Annotated in this window: 19 protein-coding genes; 17 read left to right on the top strand and 2 right to left on the bottom strand. The window is 69.1% G+C overall.

The features are described from left to right. Positions 1-36 precede the first annotated feature (36 nt). The 14 genes from VGC13_RS22625 to VGC13_RS22690 all read left to right on the top strand — a co-directional run bounded on the left by VGC13_RS22625 (position 37) and on the right by VGC13_RS22690 (position 19,743). The gene (locus tag VGC13_RS22625; protein ID WP_331127569.1) at positions 37-1,206 is read left to right on the top strand and encodes a hypothetical protein; all 1,170 of its coding nucleotides are present in this window, start codon (positions 37-39) and stop codon (positions 1,204-1,206) included. 74 nt (positions 1,207-1,280) lie between these two features. Then, the gene (locus VGC13_RS22630; RefSeq protein WP_331127570.1) at positions 1,281-1,985 is read left to right on the top strand and encodes an ABC transporter ATP-binding protein; all 705 of its coding nucleotides are present in this window, start codon (positions 1,281-1,283) and stop codon (positions 1,983-1,985) included. Further along, the gene (locus tag VGC13_RS22635; protein WP_331127571.1) at positions 1,982-2,569 is read left to right on the top strand and encodes a GNAT family N-acetyltransferase; all 588 of its coding nucleotides are present in this window, start codon (positions 1,982-1,984) and stop codon (positions 2,567-2,569) included. Before VGC13_RS22630 ends, VGC13_RS22635 begins: the two co-directional genes overlap by 4 nt. Further along, entirely contained in the window at positions 2,566-4,104 is a 1,539-nt protein-coding gene (locus tag VGC13_RS22640) for an aspartate aminotransferase family protein (protein ID WP_331127572.1), read from the top strand. Before VGC13_RS22635 ends, VGC13_RS22640 begins: the two co-directional genes overlap by 4 nt. Further along, complete coding sequence (locus tag VGC13_RS22645; protein WP_331127573.1) at positions 4,086-4,868, top strand: SDR family NAD(P)-dependent oxidoreductase; 783 nt, start codon at positions 4,086-4,088, stop codon at positions 4,866-4,868. Before VGC13_RS22640 ends, VGC13_RS22645 begins: the two co-directional genes overlap by 19 nt. A gap of 27 nt (positions 4,869-4,895) precedes the next feature. Next, on the top strand, positions 4,896-5,942 hold the full coding sequence (locus tag VGC13_RS22650) for an NAD-dependent epimerase/dehydratase family protein (RefSeq protein WP_331127574.1): 1,047 nt from the start codon (positions 4,896-4,898) through the stop codon (positions 5,940-5,942). 422 nt (positions 5,943-6,364) lie between these two features. Next, positions 6,365-8,626: an ATP-binding protein gene (locus VGC13_RS22655; RefSeq protein WP_331127575.1), complete on the top strand. Its 2,262-nt coding sequence runs from the start codon at positions 6,365-6,367 to the stop codon at positions 8,624-8,626. 432 nt (positions 8,627-9,058) lie between these two features. Further along, positions 9,059-14,311, top strand: coding sequence for an RHS repeat-associated core domain-containing protein (locus tag VGC13_RS22660; RefSeq protein ID WP_331127576.1), 5,253 nt, complete (start codon positions 9,059-9,061; stop codon positions 14,309-14,311). 764 nt (positions 14,312-15,075) lie between these two features. Then, a complete protein-coding gene (locus VGC13_RS22665) occupies positions 15,076-15,852 on the top strand; it encodes an RHS repeat-associated core domain-containing protein (protein WP_331127577.1) in 777 nt (258 codons plus the stop codon). Further along, the gene (locus VGC13_RS22670) at positions 15,849-16,409 is read left to right on the top strand and encodes a hypothetical protein (RefSeq protein WP_331127578.1); all 561 of its coding nucleotides are present in this window, start codon (positions 15,849-15,851) and stop codon (positions 16,407-16,409) included. Before VGC13_RS22665 ends, VGC13_RS22670 begins: the two co-directional genes overlap by 4 nt. A gap of 57 nt (positions 16,410-16,466) precedes the next feature. Beyond that, entirely contained in the window at positions 16,467-16,781 is a 315-nt protein-coding gene (locus tag VGC13_RS22675) for a hypothetical protein (protein ID WP_331127579.1), read from the top strand. Continuing rightward, positions 16,778-17,695 (top strand): RHS repeat-associated core domain-containing protein, encoded by a 918-nt coding sequence (locus VGC13_RS22680; RefSeq protein ID WP_331127580.1) that lies wholly within the window; start codon positions 16,778-16,780, stop codon positions 17,693-17,695. The genes VGC13_RS22675 and VGC13_RS22680 overlap by 4 nt, the downstream gene beginning before the upstream one ends. Before the next feature lie 274 nt (positions 17,696-17,969). Further along, a complete protein-coding gene (locus tag VGC13_RS22685; protein WP_331127581.1) occupies positions 17,970-18,296 on the top strand; it encodes a hypothetical protein in 327 nt (108 codons plus the stop codon). Between the two features lie 178 nt (positions 18,297-18,474). Then, a complete protein-coding gene (locus VGC13_RS22690) occupies positions 18,475-19,743 on the top strand; it encodes an RHS repeat-associated core domain-containing protein (protein WP_331127582.1) in 1,269 nt (422 codons plus the stop codon). A gap of 543 nt (positions 19,744-20,286) precedes the next feature. Here VGC13_RS22690 and VGC13_RS22695 read toward each other — a convergent pair. Continuing rightward, positions 20,287-20,517, bottom strand: coding sequence for a hypothetical protein (locus tag VGC13_RS22695; RefSeq protein WP_331127583.1), 231 nt, complete (start codon positions 20,515-20,517; stop codon positions 20,287-20,289). A 567-nt stretch (positions 20,518-21,084) separates the two neighbouring features. Here VGC13_RS22695 and VGC13_RS22700 point away from each other — a divergent pair. The 3 genes from VGC13_RS22700 (at position 21,085) to VGC13_RS22710 (ending at position 24,661) form a co-directional block, all read left to right on the top strand. Then, positions 21,085-23,169 (top strand): leishmanolysin-related zinc metalloendopeptidase, encoded by a 2,085-nt coding sequence (locus VGC13_RS22700; protein ID WP_331127584.1) that lies wholly within the window; start codon positions 21,085-21,087, stop codon positions 23,167-23,169. Further along, complete coding sequence (locus VGC13_RS22705; protein WP_331127585.1) at positions 23,166-23,804, top strand: hypothetical protein; 639 nt, start codon at positions 23,166-23,168, stop codon at positions 23,802-23,804. The genes VGC13_RS22700 and VGC13_RS22705 overlap by 4 nt, the downstream gene beginning before the upstream one ends. A gap of 329 nt (positions 23,805-24,133) precedes the next feature. Continuing rightward, a complete protein-coding gene (locus tag VGC13_RS22710) occupies positions 24,134-24,661 on the top strand; it encodes a flavin reductase family protein (RefSeq protein ID WP_331127586.1) in 528 nt (175 codons plus the stop codon). Positions 24,662-24,845: 184 nt separating this feature from the next. Here VGC13_RS22710 and VGC13_RS22715 read toward each other — a convergent pair whose 3' ends face one another. After that, positions 24,846-25,547, bottom strand: a complete 702-nt coding sequence (locus VGC13_RS22715; RefSeq protein WP_331127587.1) for a DNA alkylation repair protein — start codon at positions 25,545-25,547, stop codon at positions 24,846-24,848. Positions 25,548-25,631 lie beyond the last annotated feature (84 nt).

Consider the following 25,631-nt stretch of genomic DNA (forward strand, 5'->3'; position numbering starts at 1 on the left):
TCTTTCAGCAGGTCCGCGGGACCGCAGGAGCTTTCGATGTACCCTCGCACCCTTCGCCGTCTGGCCGCCGCGCTCGCGCTGGGAGCCGTGCTCCCCGCGGGCGCCCGCGCCCAGGACGGATTGCAGCACCAGACCATCGCCGAGCTGCACACCTTCGTCTCGGCCGCCGCGGACAGCTCGGTGCTCAACCCCGGCAACGCCGCGGAGCTGGGCGGCGTGACCACCGCGCTGCGCCTGTACCCTGCCGCCGAGCTGCGCCGCGGGCTGTTCAAGGTGCGCGCCGACGCACGCTTCGCCGCGCCGCTGCTGAACGCCGAAGGCAGCCGCGGCTCGGCCGAGCTGCAGGAAGGCTACGTGGGCGTGGCCCTGGGCGACGCGGCGTACCTGGCCGCCGGACGCCAGCGCCTGGGATGGGGGACGGGGTTCATCTGGAACCCCACCCGCATCGACGCCGAAAAGGACCCGCTGCGCACCTCCAGCCGCCTGCGCGGCATCGACGCCGTGCGCCTGGAGTACGCCTTCGGGGGCGCCACCCTCAACCTGCTGGCCGCCGCGCCCGACGTGCTGCGCGCCGAGTCGTCGCGCGACCTGCTGTACGCCGCCCGCCTGGAGACGCGCGTGGCCGGCGTGGCCACCAGCCTTTCGGCGGTGAACCCCGGCCGCGCCGACTGGCGGATGGGATGGGACTTCAGCGCCGCCGCCGACCGCTTCACCGTCTACGGCGAGGGCACCCTCCGCGGCGCCTCGGCGCTGTCGGTGGTGGACGCCGCCGGGACCACGGTCCAGCGCGGGGAAGGCGCCCGCGTCCTGGGCGCGCACCACGACGTCGTCCTGGGCACCCTGCTCTCCGTCTCGGCGCGCTGGTCCGGGCTGGTGGAATACCAGTACCGCAGCGACGCGTGGAGCGGCGCGGAGTACCGCCGCTTCGTGGACGGCCTCCCCCGCAGCGGGCGCCTGTACGACGCGCTGGGGCCCGGACGCCACCGCGTCTTCGGGATGGTGAAGATGGCGGGGGGCGAGGGCGCCTGGGGCGTGGCCCTCAAGGGCTTCGCCGACCCGGTGTCCGGCACCTGGCTGCTGTCGCCGTCGTTCGAGACCGCCGGCACGCGCTTCAGGGCCGAAGTCTCGCCGCAGATCTTTCTGGACCGGGACGCCGTGTCGCCCTACCGCGCGCGGACCCAGGTAATCGTCAGCGCCTTCTTCTAACGACCGAAACGGCGGCCCGCCGCGCCCCGCGCGCCACGGCCCCTTCCCTTACGCGAACGAAAAGGATCCGAACCATGCCTCTCTCCTTCCAGACCCCGCTCATCCAGCTGGCCGGGCTGTCGCGCAGCTACGGCGCCGGCGCCGCCGAGGTCCGCGTGCTCCAGGACGTCACCCTCGACTTCGACGACGGGTGCTTCGCCGCGGTGGCGGGCCCCTCCGGGTGCGGCAAGAGCACCCTGCTGAACATCCTGGGATGCCTGGACGTCCCCACCGCCGGCAGCTACTGCTTCGCCGGCGAGCAGGTGGACCCGTCCGACCACCGCCAGCGCGTGCGCCTTCGCCGTGCGTCGTTCGGCTTCATCTTCCAGTCGTTCAACCTGGTCCCCGTCCTGTCCGCCGTGGAGAACGTGGAACTGGCGCTGGCCGTGGTCGGCGTGCGCGGCGCCGCGGCCCGCCGCCGCTCGCTGGAGATGCTGGAGCGCGTGGGGCTGGCCGACCGCGCCGGCCACCGCCCGTCGCAGCTGTCCGGCGGCCAGCAGCAGCGCGTGGCCATCGCCCGCGCCCTGGTCAAGGACCCGCGCGTGGTGTTCGCCGACGAGCCCACCGCCAACCTGGACGAGGACAGCACGGCGTCGGTGGTGGAGCTGATGCGCGAGCTGAACGCCAACAGCGGCGTGGCCTTCGTCATCGCCACCCACGACCCCGCCGTCTACCAGGCGGCCAACGAGGTCTACCGCCTTCGCGCCGGCCGCCTGGCCGACGCACTGGCGGCCGTATGACCGCCACCGAAACCGCGGTGCCCGGGCGCGCGTCCGTGGACGCCCTGCGGGTGGCCATGCGCCGCGCCGCCGCCGCCGAGCGCGCCGCCCGCGCCACCGCCGCCGAGGCGGGCACCCCCGGCTGGCGCATCACCCCCATGCGCGAAGCCGACCTGGACGCGGTGCGGGCGCTGGACGCCGCCGCCTTCCCCGAGAACGCCTGGCGGAAGGGCGGCTACCCCGCCGCCATGGCGCGCCGCGAGGCGTACGTGCTGCGCCTGGCCGACGGCACCGTGGCCGGCGTGCACGTGGTCCGCGAAAGCGGGGACGGGATGACGGTCGAGAAGATCGCCGTGCGCCCCGACCTGCGCGGCCAGCGGCTGGGGTGGTGGCTGTTCCGCTGGGGAATGCTGTACGCCGCGCAGGCCGGCGCGCCCCGCGTGACGCTGCAGGTGCGCGAGGACAACGCGCGCGCCATCGCTATCTACCAGGGCGCGGGGCTGCGCGTGGCCCGGCGGATGGAGAACCACTATCCCACCGGCTGCCCCACCGGGCTGCAGATGCAGATCGACCTTTCCCCGACCCTTGCCGGAGGTGCCGCATGAGCCAGCTCCTCGAAGCTCCCGCCGCGGCGCTCGAGGGCGCGCCGGCGGACCCGTCCGCCGCGCGGATCCCCGCGCTCGCCATCGCGCCGGCGCCCGCCGCCGTGCCGGCCCACGCGCCCGCCGCGCGCGTCCCCGCGCTGGCCATCGCCCCCGCGCCGGCCGCGGCGCCCGCACCCCGGACCGGGCCGTACAAGACGGCCGACCTGGAGCGCGTGTGGCACGCCTGGGTGCAGATGTCCGCGTTTCTCAAGAACCGCCCCACGGTCATCGTCGAGGGCGAGGGCGCGTACGTCACCGACGACCGCGGCAACCGGTACATCGACGCCATCTCGGCGATCTGGAACGTGAACGTGGGGCACCGCCACCCCCGCGTGGTGGCGCGCATCACCGAGCAGCTGGGCCGGCTGGAGCACTTTTCCCTGATGGGCTTCAGCAACGGGCCGTCGCTGGACCTGGCGGCCAAGCTGGAAGAGGTCACGGACGGGCGCTATCCGCACGTGTTCTACACCAACAGCGGCTCCGAGGCCAACGACACCGCCATCAAGATCGCCCGCCAGTACCACCGCAACCGCGGCGACACCGGGCGCTACAAGGTGATCTCGCTGGAGACCAGCTACCACGGCTGCACCTTCGGCGCGCTCAGCGCCACGGGAATCGAGGAGGACAAGGCGGCGTTCGGCCCCATGCTTCCCGGCTTCAGCCACATCATCAAGCCCGACTGCTTTCGCTGCCCGCTGGGGCTCAAGAAGGAAAGCTGCGGGATGGCCTGCGCGGGCGCGCTGGAGCGCCGCATCCTGGAAGAAGGCCCCGAGTCGGTGGCCGCCTTCATCTACGAGCCCGTGATGGGGTCGATGGGCGCGCTGGTGCCCCCGAAGGACTACTTCCCCCGCATCCGCGAGATCTGCGACCGCTACGGCGTGCTGATGATCGCCGACGAGGTGGCCACCGGCTTCGGCCGCACGGGGACCTGGTTCGCCATGGAGCACTGGGGCGTGTGGCCGGACCTGATGTCCGTGGCCAAGGGCCTGACCGGCGGCTACGTGCCCATGGGCGCGGTGCTGGTGACGGACGAGATCTACCAGGCGTTCCTGGGCACGGCGGAAAGCGGAAAGCACCTGGCGCACGGCTTCAGCACCAGCGGCCACCCGCTGGCCTGCTCCGCCGCCCTGGCGGTGATCGAGGTGCTGCAGGACGAGGGGCTGGTCGAGCGCAGCCGCGTGCTGGGCGACTACCTCCTGGGCCGGCTGCACGAGCTGGAGGCCTTTCCCTTCATCGGCAACGTGCAGGGGCTGGGATTGTTCTGCGGCTTCGAGCTGCTGGCCGACCGCGAGACCGGAGCGCCGATGGAGCCCAAGCGGGCCGGCGCCACCGCGGCGGAGCTGTTCTGCTGGATGACCGCGCGCAAGGGGGTGATCACCTTTCCCGCCTCGGAGCACAGCGTGGTCGTCCTTCCTCCCTTCATCTTTACCGAGGAGCTGGTGGACCGCACGGTCCAGGTCCTCACGGAGACCGCCGCATGGTTCGCGAAGCTGTAGGCCGCTTTGCCGGCAAGACCGCGCTGGTGACCGGGGGCGCCTCCGGGATCGGCCGCGAGTGCTGCGTGGCGCTGGCCCGCGAGGGCGCCGCCGTGGTGGTGGCCGACCTCGACGCAAAGGGGGGCGAGGCCACGGCCGAGCGCCTGCGCCAGGGCGGCGCCGAGTCCACCTTCGTCCCCATGGACGTGACCCGCGCCGACACCGTGGAGGCCGCCTTCGCCGCCGCGGCCGAGTGGAAGGGCCCGCTCCAGGTGGTGTGCCACGCCGCCGGGGTGGAGTCGACCGGCACCGTGGCCGACGTGGACGCGGCCGAGTGGGACCGCGCCATCGCCGTGAACCTGACGGGCACCTACCACGTGGGGCGCAGCGCCGTGGCGGCGCTGGGCGCGGCCGGCGGGGGCTCGCTGGTGAACGTGGGCTCGCTGTACGGCACCGTGGGCACGCGCAACATGGCCGCCTACTGCGCCAGCAAGGGCGGGGTGATGATGCTGACCCGCGCCATGGCGCTGGACCACGCCGCCCAGAAGGTGCGCGTGAACGCCGTGTGCCCCGGCCCCGTCCGCACCCCCATGCTGGGGCGCATCTTCACCGGCCTGCGCGGCCACGGCGTGGGCGTCTCGGACTCGGGGATGAACGACATTCCCATGGGCCGCATGGCGTCGCCCGCCGACGTGGCCGCGGCCGTCCTGTACCTTGCCTCATCCGATTCGGGCCACGTCACCGGCACTTCGCTGCCGGTGGACGGCGGTGCCTCGTGCATGTAGCCCTCACCTCCCGATAAAGACCTTCCCATGACCTCCTATCCCAAGACCCTGGCCGAGCTGCGCGAGCGGCCCCGCACCTGGCTGGTGACCGGCGCCGCCGGCTTCATCGGCTCCAACCTCACGCAGGCCCTGCTCGACCTGGGGCAGACCGTGGTGGGGCTGGACGACCTGTCCACCGGCCACCTGCGCAACCTGGCGCAGGCCGTGGGCGAGCACCCGGACCGCCGCGCCCGCTTCCGCTTCATCGAGGGAAGCATCCTGGACGCCGACGCCTGCCGCGACGCGTGCGCGGGCGTGGACCACGTGCTGCACCACGCGGCGCTGTGCAGCGTTCCCGCCTCGCTGGCCGACCCGGCCGCGGCGCACGCCGTCAACGAGGGCGGCTTCGTGCGGGTGATGGAAGCCGCGCGCGCCGCCGGGGTGCGCCGCGTGGTGTACGCCAGCACCAGCGCCGTCTACGGCGACCGCAGCGGCGGCGCGCTCAACGAAGAGATGATCGGCCGCGCCCTTTCGCCCTACGGCCTGGGCAAGCGGATGAACGAGCAGTACGCCTGCCTGTACCGCCGCGTGTACGGGCTGGAGTCGGTGGGGCTGCGCTACTTCAACGTCTTCGGGCCCCGGCAGGACCCGGCGGGCGCGTACGCCGCCGTGGTGCCGGGGTGGACGCAGCGGCTGATCGACGGCGAGCCGTGCGAGACGTACGGCGACGGGCTGAGCACCCGCGACTTCTGCCACGTGGACAACGTGGTGCAGGCCAACCTGCTGGCCGCCACCGCGCCGCTTCCCGCCACGGGCGACTACATCTACAACGTGGGCTGCGGGGCCAACACCTCGCTCAACGAGCTGTTCGACTCGCTGCGCAAGGCGGTGGCCTGCCACATCCCCGCCGCCGCCGAGTCGCGCCCCGTCTACCGCCCCGCCCGCGCGGGCGACATCCGCCGCTCGCAGGCCGCGCTCTCGCTGATCCGCATGCAGCTGGGCTACCGGCCCACCATGTCGGTGGCGCAGGGGCTGGCGAACACGGTGGAGTGGTACGTGCAGCACGCGGCCGAGTCCATGGCCGTGGCGGCGTAGGGCGGGGGGCGGGGGGAATAGGGAATAGGGAATAGGGAATAGGGGACAGCCGGCAACGGCGGGTCGGGCTGCGGCTGACCAGGTTCCCTGAGCACGGTTCCCGGAACAGGCGGCGAACTCACACGGAGGAAGCAGAGGAAGCAGAGAATACCACTCCGCTTCCTCTGCTTTCTTTGCGTGATACCGAATCCGGGAAAACAACGGCTTCAAGGGTACAGAGGAACAGAGTCAGACAGAGGAACCACGATGATATTTCAGCTCGCTTTCTCTGTCTGACTCTGTTCCTCTGTACGATCATTCTTTTTCAGGATCTGGTACGAGACGTTCTTCGGGATGGATGGGGGGAGCGCGGCCTGGCGGGAGGGAAGAACGGATGTTGCGTTGGCGGACGGGACGAGCAGCACGCCCCCTGAACCACACGCATGCAGTTGAACGATCTGCCGCAACAGGCCGGCGTCATCTTTCCCGGCGAGGGCGAGATGGCGCGGCTGTGCCGCCGGATGGACTGGGCCTCGACACCGCTGGGACCGGTGGAGCGGTGGCCCCAGAGCCTGAAGACCGCCGCGGGGATGGTGATCGCCCAGGGGATCGCCCAGAGCCTGTGCTGGGGGCCGGAGCTCGTCCAGATCTACAACGACGAGTACCGCGTGATCATGGGCGGCAAGCACCCGGCCGGCCTGGGGCGCTCGGTGCTGCGGAACTGGGTGGAGATCAGCGGCGAGATCGGGCCCCTGTTCCGGCGGGTGCTGGGCGGCGAAACCGTGTTCTTCGAAGACCTGCTGCTGCGGGTGGAGCGCGGCGGCGGCATCGAGGACGCGTACTTCACCTTTTCGTACAGCCCGGTGCGGGTGGAGTCGGGCGAGGTGGGCGGCGCCCTCATCAACTGCTTCGAGACCACCCGGCAGGTGCACGCCCGCGCCGTCCAGGCCGAGCGCGACCGCCTGTTCGATTCGCTGAGCTTCGAGCGCTCGCGCCTGGAGTACGTGTTCCAGCACGCCCCCGCCTTCCTGGCGGTGCTGCGCGGGCCGGAGCACGTCTTCGAGATCGCCAACGAGGCCTACTACCGGCTGGTGGGCCACCGCGACATCGTGGGCAAGCCGGTGCTGGAGGCGCTGCCGGAGGTGCGGGGCCAGGGGTTCGACCAGCTGCTGGACGGGGTGCTGGCCACCGGCGAGCCCTTCATCGGCCGCGAGCTTCCCCTGCACGTGGTCCGCACCCCCGGCGCCGCGGCGGAGGAGGTGTACGTCGACTTCGCCTACCTGCCGCTGGTCGAGGCGGACGGCACCCGCACGGGCGTGATCGCCCACGGGCACGAGGTCACCGAGCAGGTGCGGGCCCGGCGCCAGGTGGAGCACCTGCTGGGGGAGAGCGAAGCGGCGCGGCAGGCCCTGCTCGAGGTGAACGCCCGGCTCGAGGCGCAGCAGGCGGAGCTGGAGGTGGCCAACGAGCAGCTGCGCGACAACGCGCTGGAGCTGGAGCTCCAGACGGACGAGCTGCAGCGCACCGCGGCCGCCGTCGAAGAGCGCGGCCAGGAAGCCGAAGCCGCCCGCGCCGAGGCCGAGCGGGCGCGCGAGCACCTGGCCCGGGTCATCGAGCAGGCGCCGGTGGCCATGTACATCGCCCTGGGCCGCGAGCACGTGTTCGACGTGGTGAACGGGCCCTACTACGCCATGGTGGGCAAGACCCCGGCGGACATGCTGGGGCGTCCCGGCCGGGAGGTGTTTCCCGAGCTGGCCGAGCAGGGCGTGTTCGACATCATCGACCGGGTGTACGACACCGGGGTGGCGTACCGCGCGCCCGCCATTCCGGCGGTGTTCGACCGTGACGGGGACGGCGCGGCGGAGACGCACTACTTCAACCTGGTCTACCAGCCGCTGCTGGACGCCCGCGGCGCCGTGTACGCGGTGGCGCTGGTGGCCACCGAGGTCACCGAGCTGGTGGAGGCGCGCGAGGCGGCGGAGGCGGCGCGGCGAGAGGCCGAGGTCGCCAACCGCGCCAAGGCCGACTTCCTGGCCTCCATGAGCCACGAGCTGCGCACCCCGCTGAACGCCATCGGCGGCTACGTGGAGCTGGTGGAGATGGGGATCCACGGCCCGGTGACCCCCGAGCAGCGGTCGGCGCTGGGGCGGGTAAAGGCCAGCCAGCAGCACCTGCTGGCCCTGATCAACGACGTGCTCTCCTTCGCCAAGGTCGAGGCCGGGCAGATCGAGCTCAACCTGCACCCGCACTCCGTCTCGGGGCTGCTCTCCGCCGTGGAGCCGCTGGTGGGGCCCCTGGCCCAGGCGGCGGAGATCGCGCTCTCGGTGAGCGAGTGCGACCCGTCGCTCCTGCTGGTGGCCGACGAGGAGCGCACGCGGCAGATCCTGCTGAACCTGGTGGGGAACGCCATCAAGTTCACCCCCGCGGGCGGATGGGTGCGGCTGGAGTGCGAGGGGCGGCCCGGCTGGGTGCACGTGCGGGTGCGCGACAACGGGCCCGGCATCGCGCCCGAGAAGCAGCACTCGATCTTCGACCCGTTCGTGCAGGTGGAGCGCCGCTTCAGCAACCCGCGCGAAGGGGTGGGGCTGGGGCTGGCCATCAGCCGCGACCTGGCCCGCGCCATGGGCGGCGAGCTCACCGTCGCCAGCGCCCTGGGCCAGGGCAGCACCTTTACCCTGCGCCTGCCCCGCGCCGAGCCCTCGTAGCGCGCGGACGGAGCCTTCGGTCATCCACGGAGCACCTCCCGGAGCGGCGCGCGACGCGGTTCGCTCACAACGCGTGATTTTCTGTCGATCCAGATGTAGATTGGCCGCGGCTTCCGGTGGTTCGCGGTCATAGTCGGCCGTTTCCGCGCGTTGCATGAAGACGGCGCCGGATCCTCCCTGCCGTACCCATCCCCCTCCCGCAGTCCCGCATTCCTCCAGACCCCACCCGTCATGTCCCGTTTGAACGCGTCATTCCAGATCCACAAAAAAGGTTGGAGTACAGAGGAACAGAGGAGAAAAGAGAGGAACAGAGGCCCGAGCCGGGGTTTCCTCTGCTCCTCTGTGTTTTCCTCCGTTCCTCTGTACCCAATTCCCTTCCTTTGTCAGTCGATGCCTCAGGCGCTTCGGGGATCGGACCTCTCCCGTGCAATCGTGCCCCTGCTGATCGCGCTCGCCGCGGTCGTGGCCGGCCCCGGCGCGGCCGGCGCGCAGATGGATTGCAAGCCGCCGGGCGCGGAGGAGAACCAGTCGGCGCCGCTGTGCTACACCGAGCCGCAGGTCTCCATCGTTCCGGGGGCGGTGCAGGTGAGCCAGCCCGGCGTGCCGGTGAGCATCGAGGCGTCCGACTACTCCCTGGACGGCGGCAACCCGTCCAGCTTTCGCGTCTACCTGGACAACGTGGACGTGACGGCGCAGTGGCCGGTCACCACCACGCCCACGGGAAGCGGCACGGGACGAAAGTTCACGCTGCGCGCCTCGGGGAGCGTGGCGCTCTCGCAGGTGGCGCCCAGGCGGACGCTGCGCGTGCGGCTGTGCGACACCGCCACGCAGTGCCCCGCGCCGGAAGCCGAGTACACGCTGGCGCTGCCGGGCGTGCAGGTGAACGGGGACAACCAGTCGGGGATCGCCGGGGAATCGGGGAGCGTCGCCTTCGAGGTCTACAACACCGGCACCGTGCCGGCCACGTTCGACGTCGCGCCCGGCTGCACGGGCGTGCGGACGGGACAGTCCTGGCCGTGCTCCGCCGACCAGGCCAGCGTCACCCTGGCGGCCGGGGAGAGAAGGCTGGTGTGGGTGGCGTACGCGGGGTTCGCCGTCCCCGCCGGCACCACGATGTCGGTTACGCTGAACGCGGTGCAGCGGGGCGCGCCCGGAGTGCGCGACGCGGGATGGGTGCACATGGTACGCGGCGCGGCCTTCGGGGGGACGCAGGTGGCGCCGCAGGTGGCGGTGGTGGACCTGAACACGGGCGCCACGGTGGACCGCGGGTCGTGCGTCACCGTGGCGACCGCGCCGCGCGGCGCCTACGAGTGCGGCGACCTGCGCCTGGCCCACGCGCTGCCGGCGCAGCTGTCCCGCGGCCGCGCCTGGGCGCCGGTGCTGCTGTACAACAGCCAGCACGCCACGCCCCGTCCCACGGTGTACGTGGACGTGACCCTTCCCGCCGGCGGCGCCACCCCTGACCAGGTGCAGATGGTGGTGCGGATGGGCGGTGCCACCTACAGCGCCACCTTCCCCCCCGCCGACTACGTCCCCGGTGTTCCGCGGCGCATGGCGCTGCAGTGGGACGGCGCCGCGATGGCCACGGGGGCGTACGACTACACGGTCCAGGTCATCCACGTCTATGGGGCCACCCAGGTGGCCTCGGCACCCGTTCCCGGGGTGCTGACCGTGGTCAACCGCGCCGCCAGCCAGTTCGGGGCGGGGTGGTGGCTGGCGGGATGGGAACGGCTGTGCATTGGCTGCGGGCCGTCGGGCGCGATCCTGTGGATCGGCGGCGACGGCGGCACCATGCTGTACAGGAGGGCGGCGGCCGGGGCGCCGTGGGTGGCCACGCCGCCGGACGGGCCGCCCGACACGCTGGCCGTGACCGCCACCGGGGGATACGTCCGAAGGCTCCGCGGCGGCGCCACGGTGCACTTCGACGCGTCGGGGCGGCACCGGCGCACGCAGAACCGGCTGCAGCAGGCCACGGTGTTCGACGTGACGCCCGGGGGGCTGCTCACGACCGTCCAGGCACCCGCGGCGGGCGGGGTGACGCCCACCTGGACCCTGTTGTACAGCGACGGCCGGCTGCAGCGGGTGGACGCCGCCCTGCTTCCCGGGGGCGCCGTGCGCAGCACGAGCGTGGCGTACCCCCTGGGCGGCGCGCGGGTGACGGGCATCACCGACCCCGACGGCGGCGGCGTGGCCTTTGAATACGACGGGGCCACGGCGCGGGTGAGCGCGCAGCGGGACCGGCGCGGCACCTGGACGCGGTACACCTGGAACGGCGCCGCCAAGCTCACCGGCGCGCGGCTGCTGATGAACGGCCCCTCGCCGTCCGCGGACGACATCATCCACCAGTTCACCCCGGCCGAAGGGCGCAGCGTGGCCCAGGCCGGCTCGCCCGGCCCGTTCATGGACGCCGTGGTCAACGCGTACACCGAGCTGGACGGGCCGCGGACGGACGTGGAGGACCGCACGCGGCTGTGGCTGGCGGAGCGCGGCGCGCCGTACCGCATCGTGGACCCGCTGGGCGCGCAGACGCTGCTGCTGCGCACCGACGCCCGCTTTCCCGCGCTGGTGACGGAGAGCATCGGGCTCACCGGGCAGCGGACCACGGCCGGGTACACCGCGCGCGGCACGGTGGACACCACCGCCGTGGTGAACCCGCTGGGCGACGGGGTGAACGTCATCACCCGCTACACCTGGGACACCCGCTGGGACGCGCCCACCAGCACGCGGACGGAGACGCTGAACCCGCAGACCGGCGTGCGCGCCGCGGTGCCGGGCACCGTCTCGCACACCGAGTACGACCCGCTCACCGGGCACACGAAGTGGCGGCAGGACGGCGACGACCCCGCGCGGCGCACCACGTTCACCTGGTACCCGGCCACGCACGCCGCCGCGGGGCAGCTCGCTTCCGTGCGCTACCCGGCCGCCCCCGCCGCCGGCCTGGGCGTCGCCGTCGCGCGCGACTCGCTGGTCTACGACGCCCGCGGCAACCTGCAGATGACGGTGAGCCCCACGGGGCTGCTGACGCTGCACGTGCGCGACGCACTGGGGCGCGACTCCATCGTCTACACCCCCGTGGCCGACGACGCCACCGCGCGCGACGCTGCGCTGCTCACGATGCACGGCGCCCGCCAGCTGCGCTTCTACGACCGGCTGGGCCGCGACACGATGTCGGTGAGCATCGGCCCGGCGATCAACCACGCGCCGAACGCGAACGTCACCTTCACCCCCAACCCCACGGTGCAGGAGCGTTTGACCGTGCACACGCTGCTGGACGACGAGGGGCTGCCGCTGCGGGTGACGCGCTGGGCCACCCCCGACACCGCGGAGGTCGGCGAGCAGGTGACGGAGTACGTGTACGACGCCGCGGGGCGAAAGCGGCAGGAGATCACCGGTGGCGGGCACCTGCCGCAGCTCTTCGAGTACGACGCGGCGGGCAACCTGGTGGCGTGGACCAGCGGGCGGGGGCTGCGGACCATCAGCGAATACGACGCGGTGGGCCGGCTGGTGCTGCGCGCCACCCCGCCGGTGCTCTACGCGAAGGCCCCGTACTGCGGGCCGGCCGAGCCCTGCAGCGGGACCACCTTTCCGCTGTACCCCAACGAGGGGACGGGATACCGCGTCCCGGCGGAATGGACGCACTTCGGGTACGACCTGCTGGGGAACATGGTACGCGCCGAGAACGCGGACGCCATCGTCTCCCGCACCTACTATCCCAACGGCGCGCTGAAGACGGACTCGCTGCGCATCCGGAGCGTGGACGGGGTCGATTTCTCCGGGCACGTGTACGGCCTGCGCTACGCCTACGATCGCGCGGGGCGTGTGGCCGAAGTGGAGCATCCGGCGGCGCTGGCCGGGAGCAGCAACGTTGACCAGTACGCGTACGACGCGGGGACGGGGGCGCTGGCGGGGGTGACGGACCGGTTCGGCAACCCGTTCAGCTTTCGCTACGACGTCCTGGGCCGCCTCACCAGCATCCGCATGCCGCCGGCGGGAACGCCGGTGGTCGATTCACTGCAGTACGACCTGGAGGGGCGGCTGGTCTGGCGTCGCGAGACCACCCCGGCCGCGTCCACGCCGCTGCAGGACGAGCGTCTTGCGTACGACGCCCGCGGCAAGCTGGTGCGCGTGCAGGTGCTTCCGACTCTCCGCCGGGGCGGCAGCACGTACTCGTCGTGGTACTCGGGGCTGGGCAGCCTGGTGGCGACGGACTGGAGCAACACGGGGGACGTGCAGTGGTCGCGGGAGCAGTTCGTGATGGATGCGCTGGGCAACATGGCGCACAGCCGCACCTATCGCCCGGGTCCCGAGAACCCGGCCAACGACTATCCGGACTTCCGCTACGAGTACGACTTCCTGGGCCGCGTGCGCTCCATCCACAAGGAGGGCTACGCGGTGGGCACCGACGACACCGACCGCCAGTTCGATTTCGCGGGCAACGTGACCGCGGGAACGCAGGTGGTGGAACGCTACGACGTGTCGAGCGGCGTGACGCAGCGGGTGCGCGCCGTGAACAGCCGCTCGTACTATGATGCGGACGAGCGGCTGCGCGTGTTCCAGCAGTACGACACCGACTTCAGCGGCAACAAGGGATCGGGCGTGTGGGAGGAGTACCGCTACGATCCCCTGGGCCGGCGGGTGCTGGTGCGCACCCGCCGCGAGAACCCGCTTTGCTACGGCGACCCGAAGACGTGCATCAGCAGCGTGACGCGCTTCGTGTGGAGCGGCGACCAGATCCTGTGGGAACTGAAGGACGCTTCAGGCAGCTACGCCGCCGATGCCGGCGGGCGGGTAAGCTACGTGCACGCCGGCGGCATCGACCGTCCGCTGGGCATCTGGAAGCAGGGCGTGGGCACGATCATCACGCACCAGAACTGGCGCGGCCAGTTCGCCATGGGCACCTTCACCAGCGGCGCGCCCAGCGACTGCCAGCAGTATCCGCCCAGCGGCTGCGTGCCCGTGAGCTGGCCCGGGTGGAGCACGACCGCGTGGCACGAGAAGGTGGGCCAGGCGCCCGCGACCGGCTACGAGCACTACTGGATGGGCAGCCTGGCCGTAGGCATGCGCGACGCCAGCGGCCAGATGTACATGCGCAACCGCTACTACGACCCGCAGACGGGCCAGTTCACCCAGGCGGACCCGATTGGATTGGCGGGCGGGCTGAACGCGTATGGTTTCGCGGCGGGGGACCCGGTGTCGTATTCGGATCCGTATGGTTTGGAGCCGGACACGATTACCTTTGCTAAGGGGCTGAGTGGTGACGTGGCACGTACCTACTTCGCGCAGACTGTGGCTGCCGCGACGATCGCGAGTATTGCCGGTGATGTCCGCGGAACCCTGCTACTCGGTTTTATTGCCTATGCCGCTGCGTCAACTACGAACTTCGAGTTCGAGGCTCACCCGTTCGACACGCTCGAAGAGTCATTCTCCTTGGGTGGATTCGAATATTGCTCATCACAGGATTTCTGCAGAATCTCGATGAACTCCCGCGACTATCCGATGGTGGACTCGAAACCGGTGATTCTATCCCACGAATTCGTTGGCGCAGCCGTGGATGTAATGTTTGGAATACGGAACAAATTTCACAACGAGATGTTCTCTGCTCCGTTTGGTGAGAACTTAATGCGTGGCATTCTGGGGTGTGAACTTAGAATCGCACACGATACGCCTACTGGGCTCTGTCGTTAGCTCGCCTTACCCGGGAGGGTTGCCAGATGCGTCGCTCACGCTGTCGAGACTTCGGCTCTGTGTCGCAGGTGCAGAGGAATTCGCTTCTCTTGGCCCTTGAAAAGGAGGAAAGATGTGGCCCCCTAACCGTTCCAGCACTTCCGGAATTGCCGCCGTGTTGGGTATGCTCCTCTTTGCCCCAGTCGGTGGTTGCGGGGCAATCCAGCGTCAGGTAAGACCAGGTATCGGTGAGTCCGCTGTACACCAATCCGAGAAGATCTGGATCTTCGAGGCGTCGAGAACGCAGTCCTCTTTTGGTCGTGTGGGGCGGTGTAGTGGATTGCCTTTCGACACGGTTGGCGGAGCATGGACTCCGGACTCCCGACTGGTGCAGAGGCTAGACCCGATCGTCCGTCGGGCTCTCGCGGCTGCCAACGGAGAACGAGGATCGATTCGAGGCAGTGACTACCACATTCAATATTTCGGTATTGTAGTCGAAGGGCGCCGGCTCCTGTATCTCAATGGAATCCATCAGGTGCTGACGACTAACATGCTCCGGGAACCAGAGCGAGAATTAGCGGACGCGCCAGTCGTCATCTGCGATGCTGGCAAAGGTGCTTTTCAAACGTATTTCGATCTTCGAACGGAGCAACTTGGCTCGGTGCGGTTTCAGTCCGGCTATGGCGGTCCGTCGCCACAATCATAAATAGGGAATCAAATCAAACCAACGTATTCACGTGCATATCACTTAGAACAGCAGTATCCGCCCAGCGGCTGCATCCCCCGTGAGCTGGCCCGGCTGGAGCACGACCGCGTGGCACGAGAAGGTGGGCCAGGCGCCCGCGACGGGCTACGAGCACTACTGGACGGGCAGCCTCGCCGTCGGCATGCGCGACGCCAGCGGCCAGATGTACATGCGCAACCGCTACTACGACCCGCAGACCGGCCAGTTCACGCAGGCGGATCCCATCGGGCTGGCGGGAGGATTGAATGCGTACGGGTTCGCGGCAGGGGACCCAGTTTCGTATTCGGATCCCTTCGGACTGTGTCCACAATGCGTGGCCTGTGCGGCCGGTGCAATAAGCGATGTGGCGATCGGGTACGGAGTCAGTCGTGCTCTCGGCGGCCGATACAGCGGCCGTGATGTTGCCATGGGGCTGGTCGCTGGGTGCGCAGGCGGCCTCATTGGACAATTCGCCGCTGGACGACATCTCCGCCATCTGCGGCACGCGCGGCACGCCGACAACATTGCCCAAGCTGGGCGAATAGCTGATGTCGTCGGAAGTACCGGATCCGCCATGCGCCGGCTTTCAGGCATTGCGGACGAGATCAATCAACTCACGCGGAGTCAAGATGAAGCGATGCATATCTTGAGAGAGTCGATTGAGAAGGTCGGTCTGGAATACGGCGAGGAGGTTACGATCGATGGAACCAAGTACCTGGTTTCAGCTCAAGCTCCCGATGCAAACGACCTTAGCAGGGCTCTGGCTGTGGGCACCGATGGCAAAGTCAAGCATGCGCGGGTGCGCGAAATCAATGGCCGTTATGAGGTGGTAAGATGAGCATGCGCACAGCAAAGAATGGTGTAGACTTGGCGCTGGCCATTGCATCGCTCATGCAGGCGAACCATGATCTTTCCGTGCGCCTCCGACAAGCGGGAATCTCGAGTTCTGAACTCACCGCGGCTCGAGAATGGACCCGCGCGTCGGGCCTGCTTCGCGGATTGCCGGAGAGGAAGTTCCGAAACCTGTTCGGTGCTCCAGAGACGGCTGCTGGTGGCTGTATGTCTTACGCTCTGAGGCTTTGGCGGGAGCATCTGTTCGACGTTGTAGTCAACTCTGAAGGCCAAGTGTTTTACCGCGGTTTTCGGTTGCGCCCGGAGCGCCGGCCTACGCTTGGGCCTGAACCACTCGAGATGTTTGCAGCCGCGGAAACGCTGCGCGTCGGTTGGCATACTGAATCTGAGTGCCACAAGCTACTTGGGCAGCCTGCACAATCGTTTGTCTGGAGTCCGGTATCGGAATGGTTCTACGGTCCTCTGCCGAGCGACCTGTATCTGACGTTCGCGTTCGACTTCGGGCTACTCTCGAGCATATCGTTCCAGCCTTTCATTAGGTAAGTAAGCGTCCGCCGCGGGGATGCGAACGCGGGAACGCAGGTGGTGGAGAGCTAAGACTTGGCGACCGGGGTGACGCAGCGGGTGCGCGCCGTGAACAGCCGCTCGTACTATGATGCGGACGAGCGGCTGCGCGTGTTCCAGCAGTACGACACGGACTACAGCGGCAACAAGGGATCGCGGGTGTGGGAGGAGTGCCGCTACGATCCGCTGGGCCGGTGGGTGCTGGTACGTACGCGCCGTGAGAACCCGCTCTGCTATCGGGATGCGAAGACGTGCATCAGCAGCGTGACGCTCTTCGTCTGGAGCGGCGACCAGATCTTGTGGAAGCTCAAGGACGCGACGGGAAGCTACGCGGCCGATGCGGGCGGGTGAGCTACGTGCACGCCGGCGGCATCGACCGGCCGCTGGCCATCTGGAAGCAGGGGGTGGGCACGCTCGTCACGCACCAGAACTGGCGCGGCCAGTTCGCCATGGGCACGTTCACCAGCGGCGCGCCCAGCGACTGCCAGCAGTATCCGCCCAGCGGCTGCGTGCCCGTGAGCTGGCCCGGGTGGAGCACCACCGCGTGGCACGAGAAGGTGGGCCAGGCGCCCACGACGGGTTACGAGCACTACTGGATGGGCAGCCTGGCCGTAGGCATGCGCGACGCCAGCGGCCAGATGTACATGCGCAACCGCTACTACGATCCGGCCACTGGCCAGTTCACTCAAGCCGATCCGATCGGGCTGGCGGGTGGTCTAAACGCGTACGGGTTTGCGGCGGGAGATCCGGTCACATATAGCGATCCGTATGGCCTCTGTCCGCCGATCCGTAAGTGCCTTGAGAACATCGTGTACAGCCATTACAAGTTTGGAGACATGCTCCACGCTGGACGACACGCTTTCTGGGGCGCCTTACAGCAGGCGCTGGGGAGACATGCTAATCGCCATCAACTGATTCTCGCTGGGACGGTGGTCATAACACGCGAGGCAAACAGTCTCACCGCGCTCCGCGCTTCGATGGGGTTTAATGACGACCAGCAAAATGCCTTCAGGCATATCTACGGATCTTGTCAGTTGACTCGGATGTTTGGTGAGCGAGAAGCCCGCGAGACGACGTATGCTCACGAGAGAACGCTTCACGAGCGCGATGACAACGAAGTTGCGGATTCACAGGCAGATCAGAAGAACAACAACGTAGGCTTCGCAGCAGGAACCCGCTCAAACCTGAATCACTGGAGTTGTGAGGAGATTGCGGATGAGAATATCAGGGTTGGGAACTTCTGGTCGGATCAGGATTTTCGCTAATCTAACTCTCGTTGCGCTGTTGAGTTGCCAACTCGTCAGTGCGTGCGGGACAGATTCGCATCGCCACACAGGGCCAGACTACATGCTTGATCAGGCTTCGGGACTGCGGCTTGGCATGACTTGGCGGGAGGTTCATCGGGTACGCCCCGAGACTCTCCGAGATAGCTATCGCATCGGGGAGCCCGTGGGGCCTGTCACGCATAACGCATACTATTTCGGAAAGGGAAACCAAGTAGACTCTGGAGGCACGTCGGGGACGCTGAAGGCCGTCGTAATGGAAACGGGTTTTCTTGCTGCGGATTCTGCGGCTTATCAGGAATTGATCCGCGCAACGATGCATCGGTGGTCGGAAACCGCACAGCAGGAGCCAGAGGTGTTCCATCGTACACTGGTTGGTCCATCGGGATTTGCGCCGCTGAGGGTGAGAATTGTACGCTGGATCAAAGGGAACACCGTGCTTGTAATCGTTCATGGCGCGGAGCCCAATGCCACCGACAGCCGCTCGTTGCTGTTTAGAGCCATCGTCAAGTGTTCTGGAGTGTCTTTGCCCGAGACAAGCGGCTTGAATCTGCCAGCCGAACCGTCGTTTTCTGATTGCTGAATACGGGACACCGGGCTGGAAGCCCGGTAGCCACCGACTGGAGCAACACCGGCGACGTGCAGTGGTCGCGGGAGCAGTTCGTGATGGATGCGCTGGGCAACATGGCGCAGAGCCGTACCTACCGCCCGGGCCCCGAGAACCCAGCCTCGTGCGCTCCATCCACAAGGAGGGCTACGCCGTGGGCGTCGACGACACCGACCGCCAGTTCGACGCCGCCGGCAACGTGACCGTGGGCACGCAGGTGGTGGAGAATACCGACCCGTACACTCTCATCAGCACGCGGGTGCGCGCCGTGAACAGCCGCTCGTACTACGACGCAGACGAGCGGCTGCGCGTGTTCCAGCAGTACGACACCGACTACAGCGGCAACAAGGGGTCGGGGGTGTGGGAGGAGTACCGCTACGATCCGCTGGGCCGGCGGGTGCTGGTGCGCACGCGCCGCGAGAACCCGCTCTGCTACGGCGACCTGAAGACGTGCATCAGCAGCGTGACGCGCTTCGTGTGGTCGGGTGACCAGATCCTCTGGGAGCTGAAGGATGCTTCAGACAGCTACGCCGCGGATGCGGGCGGACGGGTGAGCTACGTGCACGCCGGCGGCATCGACCGCCCGCTGGCGATCTGGAAGCAGGGCGTGGGCACGATCGTCACGCACCAGAACTGGCGTGGGCAGTTCGCCATGGGCACGTTCACCAGCGGCGCGCCGAGCGACTGCCAGCAGTACCCGCCCAGCGGCTGCGTGCCCGTGAGCTGGCCCGGGTGGAGCACGACTGCGTGGCACGAGAAGGCGGGCACGGCGCCCACCACCGGCTACGAGCACTACTGGATGGGCAGCCTCGCCGTCGGCATGCGCGACGCGAGCGGCCAGATGTACATGCGCAACCGCTACTACGACCCCGCGACCGGCCAGTTCACGCAGCCGGATCCGATCGGGTTGTCGGGTGGGCTGAACGCGTATGGTTTCGCGGCGGGGGACCCGGTATCGTATTCAGATCCGTACGGGCTCTGTGCGGAGGATGGGGAGGATCACTCGGACTCCACACGCACGGTGACACCTCGCGAGGAGTCACGCCTACGATGCATCGCTCAGAACTATCTGAGCCCGGAAGTTCGTGGACAAGCACTCGCAATGCTGGATGCTAAGCAGGTTGGCGTAGGCGATTACAAATTGGGAGCTGTCGATGCCTATCAGCGAGGATCGTCTATTTTCTTTACGGGAGGCGGTGGATTCAACTCAATCGCCGTGTTCAATGAATACGCCCTCGCCAGGATTTTTGCTCATGAGATCCGCCACGTTAACCAATCCCGCTGGGTCAACCACTCGGGACAAATGAGTGATGCGTTAGTTGGTATACGTGAGATGGATGCTCGTGACTTCGAGGGTAGAGTGCTCATCCAACCAGACCTGCCGCGCTTTGGCTGGGACGGAGTTGAAAGATGCGAATACTAGCGACCGAGAGAAACAGAATGCGTCAATCGGCACTGGGAGTGCTGCTGGTCGGGGCTTTGCTAAACGCCTGCGCGATCAATCACGCTGGACAGGTGTCTGCCGAATGCCTCCGCAGCAATGCTCCACGACGGGAGAGGGTGATGGAGCACGACATCCTCAACGACCCGCACCTGCGGACTTGGGTGCACGCGGATGCGCTTCGAACGCTGGTGCGAAGGTACGTCGAGGACAATGGTGTGCTACCCTCGAATCTGGCGGTGCTTACATCCTTGGAAAACGGGCTGCCACTTCTCTGGGACGGCTGGGGTTACGCCTTTCGGTACGTCCGCAAGAGCGGGCTCGAATACGAAATTCGTGGGGCTGGTTCGGACGGGGTTTACTGTACTGACGATGACTTCGTTGGAACTGATCACCAGTTTCCACCCTACCCCACGACTCAACGTGACAGTGTAGGTTGATCTGCACGTGACGGCGTGGGCGCATTAACTCCCGGCGACCGGCGCTGTGAGGAGGTGACGGTTCGAGGCTGGGCTGCAGAGATGATCACGGAGCGGCAAGAAACCCTAGGGAACGGGTGCGGAAGGCGCAGCGAAGGCAAATGCGTTCCGACACATCTTTGGCAACTGCCAATTGCCGCGACGGAACGGAAAAGAAGATGCCCGACAAACCCTCCGCGCCCATGAACGGCGCTTGCGGAACGGAGATGACGCACAGGCAGAAGATTCCTACTGGATGGGCAGCCTCGCCGTCGGCATGCGCGACGCGAGCGGTCACGTGTACATGCGCAACCGCTGCTACGACCCGCAGACCGGCCAGTTCACGCCAGACGGAGGTGGACCGGCACCGCCTGGTCCGCCTGATCGTCCAAAGGCCGTCGCTCGCGGAAACGGCACTGCTGCCCCGGCGTACGGAGCGAACTGGAGGCGCAATCGAATCCTGCCGGAGCCCCGGACCTGTCCTGCCCTACGGGTGAGAGCGGACGCCACGCACGGTCACGCCTCGTCCGCCCGCGATCTGAAAGCCGGCTGTGGGGATCCCGCAAGATCGTGGGAACAAATGGTGTAGGCGGTTGCGGGAGAGGGCGCTCCGGGTGTATTCTTGTAGGTGGTCGCCCCGTCCGCGACTGCGCGGGCCGGTCCCGGCCGCATCCGTAGACCACTCCCCTGGAATGCCGGAGCGCGCCGCTGAAGGCCGCTCGCCCCGCCGGCCGTGCGCCCGTCCGCCCTGCGTGACGAGCCTCCGCGGCCGCGGTGCCGTTTTCTCGTCGACGCAACCCGTCCGTGCTGGCGCCGGCCCCGCCGGTTTGCTCTCCCCCTGTTCTCCCGTTCCGGAGTTCCCCTCGTGAAGCGCAACCTACTGCTCTGCTCCGCCGCAGCCCTGTTCGCCTGGGGGTGCAGCGACGGCACCACTCCGCCCGTCCCCACCACGGTGGGCGTCACGCCCGGCAACATTACGCTGGACGCCGTGGGCGCCACGCGCGTGGTGCGCGCCGCCGTGACCGACGAGAAGGGAAACCCCATGGAGAACGCCGGCCTGAGCTGGTCGTCCAGCTCGCCGGCGGTCACCGTGGCGGGCGCGGGCGGCGACAGCGCGGTGGTGACCGGGGCCGCCAACGGCCCCGCCACCATCACCGCCACGGCCGGCAGCGCTTCGGGAACGTCGACGGTGACGGTGGCGCAGGTGGCCACCACCCTGCAGAAGGCGGGCGGCGACACGCAGACGGGCCCCGCGGGCACCGCGCTGGCCACGCCGCTGCAGGTGGCGGTGCGCGACCGGCTGGGCGCGCCCGTCGCGGGGGTGACGGTGACCTTCGCGGTGGTCGGCGGGGGCACGCTTCCGTCGGCCACGGCGGTTTCGGGGGCCAACGGCGTCGCCACCGTCGTCTGGACGCTGGGCACCACGGCGGGGACCGCGCAGCAGGTGCAGGCCACGTCCGGCAACGCCGCGCCCGCCGTGTTCACCGCCACGGCGGTGGCCGGCCCGGCCACGCAGGCCACGGTGGAAGCCGGCAACAACCAGACGGCCGTGCGCGGCGGGACGGTGGCGGTGGCGCCCCGGGTGCTGGTGCGCGACGCCTTCGGCAACCCGGTGTCGGGCGTGAGCGTGCAGTTCACGGTGACGTCGGGCGGGGGCTCGCACACCGGCCCCACCCAGACCACGGACGCCGCCGGCGGGGCCTCGGTGGGCAGCTGGACGCTGGGCGCCGCGTCGGGAACCAACACGCTGACGGCGACCTTTCCCGGCACGGCGCTTCCCCCGGTGGTCTTTACCGCCACGGCCGCCGTCGCCGGCACGCTGACCATCAGCGCCGGCCGCAACCAGGCCGCCATGGCCGGCACGGCGGTGCCCGTGGTGCCCACGGTGCTGGTGCGTGACCCCAGCGGCAACCCGCTCCCGGGCCTCAGCGTCACCTTCGCGGCGGCGGGCGGCGGGTCGGTGCTCAACGCCACCACCACCACCAACGCCAGCGGCGTGGCCTCGGCGGGGGGCTGGACGCTGGGCCCGGTGGCGGCGCTCAACACGCTGACGGCCACGGTTCCCGCGATCACCGCCGCGCCGGTGGTGTTCCGCGGCGCGGGGTGCCAGGGCGGCGGGGCGGGCTACACCATGACGGTGTGCTTCACCACGACGATGACGCAGGCGCAGCGCGACGTGTTCCAGACCGCCGCCACGCGCTGGGGCACGGTGATCACCGCCGACCTGCCCAGCGCGTCCGCGAACATCCCGGCCAACGAGTGCGGCGACGACTCGCCCACGCTGAACATGAACATCGACGACCTGGTCATCTTCGCCGCCATCGAGCCCATCGACGGGCCCGGGGCGGTGCTGGGAGCGGCCGGCCCGTGCTACATCCGCGACGACGCGACCGAGCTGCCCATCCTGGGGCTGATGTACTTCGACGTGGCCGACGTGGCCCAGCTGGAGGCGAGCGGGGGCTTCGGCTCCGTCATCCTGCACGAGATGGGTCACGTGCTGGGGATCGGCACCATGTGGAACTACTTCGGGCTGCTGCAGAACGCGTCGTCGGACGCGGTGGTGCGCGACACGTGGTACTCGGGCCTCGAGGGGCTGGCCGGGTTCAACGCCATCGGCGGCGCCACCTACTCGGGGCTCAAGGTGCCGGTGGAGAACACGGGCGGGCAGGGCACCGCCAACGGCCACTGGCGCGAGTCGCTGCTGGGCCGGGAGCTGATGACGGGGTACCTGAACAGCGGCAGCAACCCCATGAGCCAGCTGACGGTGCGCTCGCTGGCGGACATGGGCTACACGGTGAACGCGGCGGCCGCCGACGCCTTCTCGGTCACGCTCACCCTGCGGGCCGGCGGCAGCACGGAGCGGGGCTCCATCCGCATGCACAACGACATCCACCGCGGGCCGCTGCGCGCCATCAACCGGCAGGGCCGCGTTACCCGGATCCGCAATTGAGCACGGGCGATGCGTCCGGGGCGCGCCGGTTGAGGCCGGCCGCCGTCCTGCTGGGGGTGCTGGTGCTGGCCGGGGCGGCGGGGCAGTCGTGCCGGGGCGCGGCCCCGGCGCCCGCCGCCGGGGTGCCGTGCGCGCCGGTGGCGGGCCCGCTGGCGGCCGGGGCGCGGGCGGACGGGCTGGCCGGCGAGTTCCGGCTGACGCTGGTGGCGGAGCGCGGCGCGCAGGCGGGGGCGTCGGTCTCGGGCGCGCTGACGCTGCGGGCCTACGGCGGCCGTCCGGCGCCGGTGCCCGCGTCGGCGGGGGTGCGCTACCCGCTCTTCGGCGGCACGGACGTGCGGCTGGACGCGGTGGGCGCGGTGTCGGCGGGCGAGACGGGGCGCGCCGACGCGGCGCGGCCCGGCGTGCTGGTGATGGAGTGGCCGCGGCCCGACGCGCCGGCGGGGACCCACAACCTCACGCTGCGGCTGGGCGCGGACGCCAACCAGGGCGGCCAGCAGCGCTTCGACGGGGCGTACATGGCGCTCACCGTCACCTCCATCGCCGCGGACCGCTTCGCCGGGACGTGGGAGAGCGGGGCGGGGCAGCCGCGGGCCGGCGGCCACTTCTGCGCCGAGCGGACCGGCGCGGCGCGCTGATCTCTCTTCTCGCTTCCTGATCGACAGAGCCCCGCACCGGTTCATCCGGCGCGGGGCTTTTTTCGAGGGAAGGGAATAGGGAATAGGGAATAGGGAATAGGGAATAGGGAATAGGGAACAGCGGGCAGCGGTGGGCCGGATGCCGCTGCTGCGGGCCCAGGTTCCGTGAGCAAGGGTCTGCACGGCAGGTGGGGGGAACTCATATCGCACAGAGTCAGCACGGTTCAGGTCCGCCGCTGACTCCGGGCGAGGCCAATCTTTCGGCGCGCCGCATGCGGCGGGATCGATCCCGATCCGGCATCAACCACCCTGAATGCGCAGAGTACCCGATGGCGCGACCGATCCAGCCCACCATCCGCACGCACGCTGGCGAATCCGCGGGCGAAGGCGTGACGCCCGAGGAGTTTCGCGACGCGGTGTCGTACTGGGCCACGGGGGTGGCGGTGCTGGCGGTGCGCGAGGACGACGACGTGGAAGCCATCACGGTGACCGCGTTCACGCCGCTCTCGGCCAATCCGCCGCTGGTGCTGGCGTGCGTGGGCAACGACGCGGCGGCGCTGTACATGGTGCTCGAGACGGGGCGGTTCACCCTGAACCTGCTGGCGCTGGGCGACCGCCGCGCCGCCAGCGCCTACGCCCAGCGCCTGCCGCTGGAGCCCAGCCCGTTCGAGGCGGAAGGCGATCCGGTGCTGCGGGGCGCGCCGGTGTCGCTCGTCTGCAGGCTGTGGGAGACGCACCCCGGCGGCGACCACCGCGTCGTCATCGGGCAGGTGGAGCGGGTGGTGCGAGGCGGGGAAGGCGCGCCGCTGCTGTACTACCGCCGCGGCTACCGGGCGCTGGAGAACGGGGAGGATTGATCCCCCTCGCATCCTTTTTCGCGGATCAGGGATGATGATGATGATACCAGATCCTGAAAAAGAATGATCGTACAGAGGAACAGAGGCAGACAGAGAAAGCAAGCCGTGGTTCCTCTGTCTGACTCTGTTCCTCTGTACCCATGAAGGTGTTGTTTTCCCGGGATCGGGATGAGCCCGGCGAAAATCACCGCTGCATGTAGCGCCGGCGCAGCTCGGGGGGAAACTTCTCGATGGCGTAGCGCAGCATGGTGCGCGGCATGGTGGCGTGGTGCCGGCGCAGGAAAATCTCTTCCGTCTCCCGGTCGCGGTTGCCCACCTCGCGCAGCATCCATCCCACCGCCTTGTGGATCAGGTCGTGCCGGTCGTCCACCAGCATCTCCGCGATCCGCAGCGTGGTGCCGAAGTCGCCGCGGCGGATGAAGTGCTGCGTGGCCAGGATGGCGATCCGCCGCTCCCACAGCAGCTCCGAACGCGCCAGCCCCTCCAGCACCGACCGGTCCCCCTGCACCAGGTGCGCGCCCACCACGTGCGGCGCGGACAGGTCCACCAGGTCCCAGTTGTTGATGCGCGACGTGCGTTCCAGGTACAGGCGGTAGATGTCCTCGCGCGCCGCCGCGCCGCCGCGCCCGTACGCGTCCACCATCAGCAGCAGGGCCAGCAGCCGCGCCTCGTGCCACGGCGAGCCCAGCAGCGTGTCCATCTCCCCCAGCGCCACCCCGCGGTACTCGCGCACCAGCGCACGAAGCGCGGGGACGCGAATGCCCAGAAACCGGTCGCCCTCGCCGTACTCGCCCGGCCCGGTGCGAAAGTACCCCTGCAGGACCCGCGCGGATTCCGGGTCGCCCATCTCCCGCAGCCGTGTTTCGATCTCGCCCGCCGACGTCATCGCATCCCTCCGTATGTGGAATCCGCCGGCAATCTACCGCGGCGGAGGAAAAGTGAAACACCCCGGTGGAGCAGTGGATCGCGA

The organism is Longimicrobium sp., assembly GCF_036399255.1.
GTDB lineage: Bacteria > Gemmatimonadota > Gemmatimonadetes > Longimicrobiales > Longimicrobiaceae > Longimicrobium.

Coding starts and splice junctions, on each gene's coding strand:
- VGC13_RS22625 (WP_331127569.1), top strand. CDS start 37: ATGTACCCTCGCACCCTTCGCCGTCTGGCCGCCGCGCTCGCGCTGGGA.
- VGC13_RS22630 (WP_331127570.1), top strand. CDS start 1,281: ATGCCTCTCTCCTTCCAGACCCCGCTCATCCAGCTGGCCGGGCTGTCG.
- VGC13_RS22635 (WP_331127571.1), top strand. CDS start 1,982: ATGACCGCCACCGAAACCGCGGTGCCCGGGCGCGCGTCCGTGGACGCC.
- VGC13_RS22640 (WP_331127572.1), top strand. CDS start 2,566: ATGAGCCAGCTCCTCGAAGCTCCCGCCGCGGCGCTCGAGGGCGCGCCG.
- VGC13_RS22645 (WP_331127573.1), top strand. CDS start 4,086: ATGGTTCGCGAAGCTGTAGGCCGCTTTGCCGGCAAGACCGCGCTGGTG.
- VGC13_RS22650 (WP_331127574.1), top strand. CDS start 4,896: ATGACCTCCTATCCCAAGACCCTGGCCGAGCTGCGCGAGCGGCCCCGC.
- VGC13_RS22655 (WP_331127575.1), top strand. CDS start 6,365: ATGCAGTTGAACGATCTGCCGCAACAGGCCGGCGTCATCTTTCCCGGC.
- VGC13_RS22670 (WP_331127578.1), top strand. CDS start 15,849: ATGAGCATGCGCACAGCAAAGAATGGTGTAGACTTGGCGCTGGCCATT.
- VGC13_RS22685 (WP_331127581.1), top strand. CDS start 17,970: ATGGAAACGGGTTTTCTTGCTGCGGATTCTGCGGCTTATCAGGAATTG.
- VGC13_RS22710 (WP_331127586.1), top strand. CDS start 24,134: ATGGCGCGACCGATCCAGCCCACCATCCGCACGCACGCTGGCGAATCC.
- VGC13_RS22715 (WP_331127587.1), bottom strand. CDS start 25,547: ATGACGTCGGCGGGCGAGATCGAAACACGGCTGCGGGAGATGGGCGAC.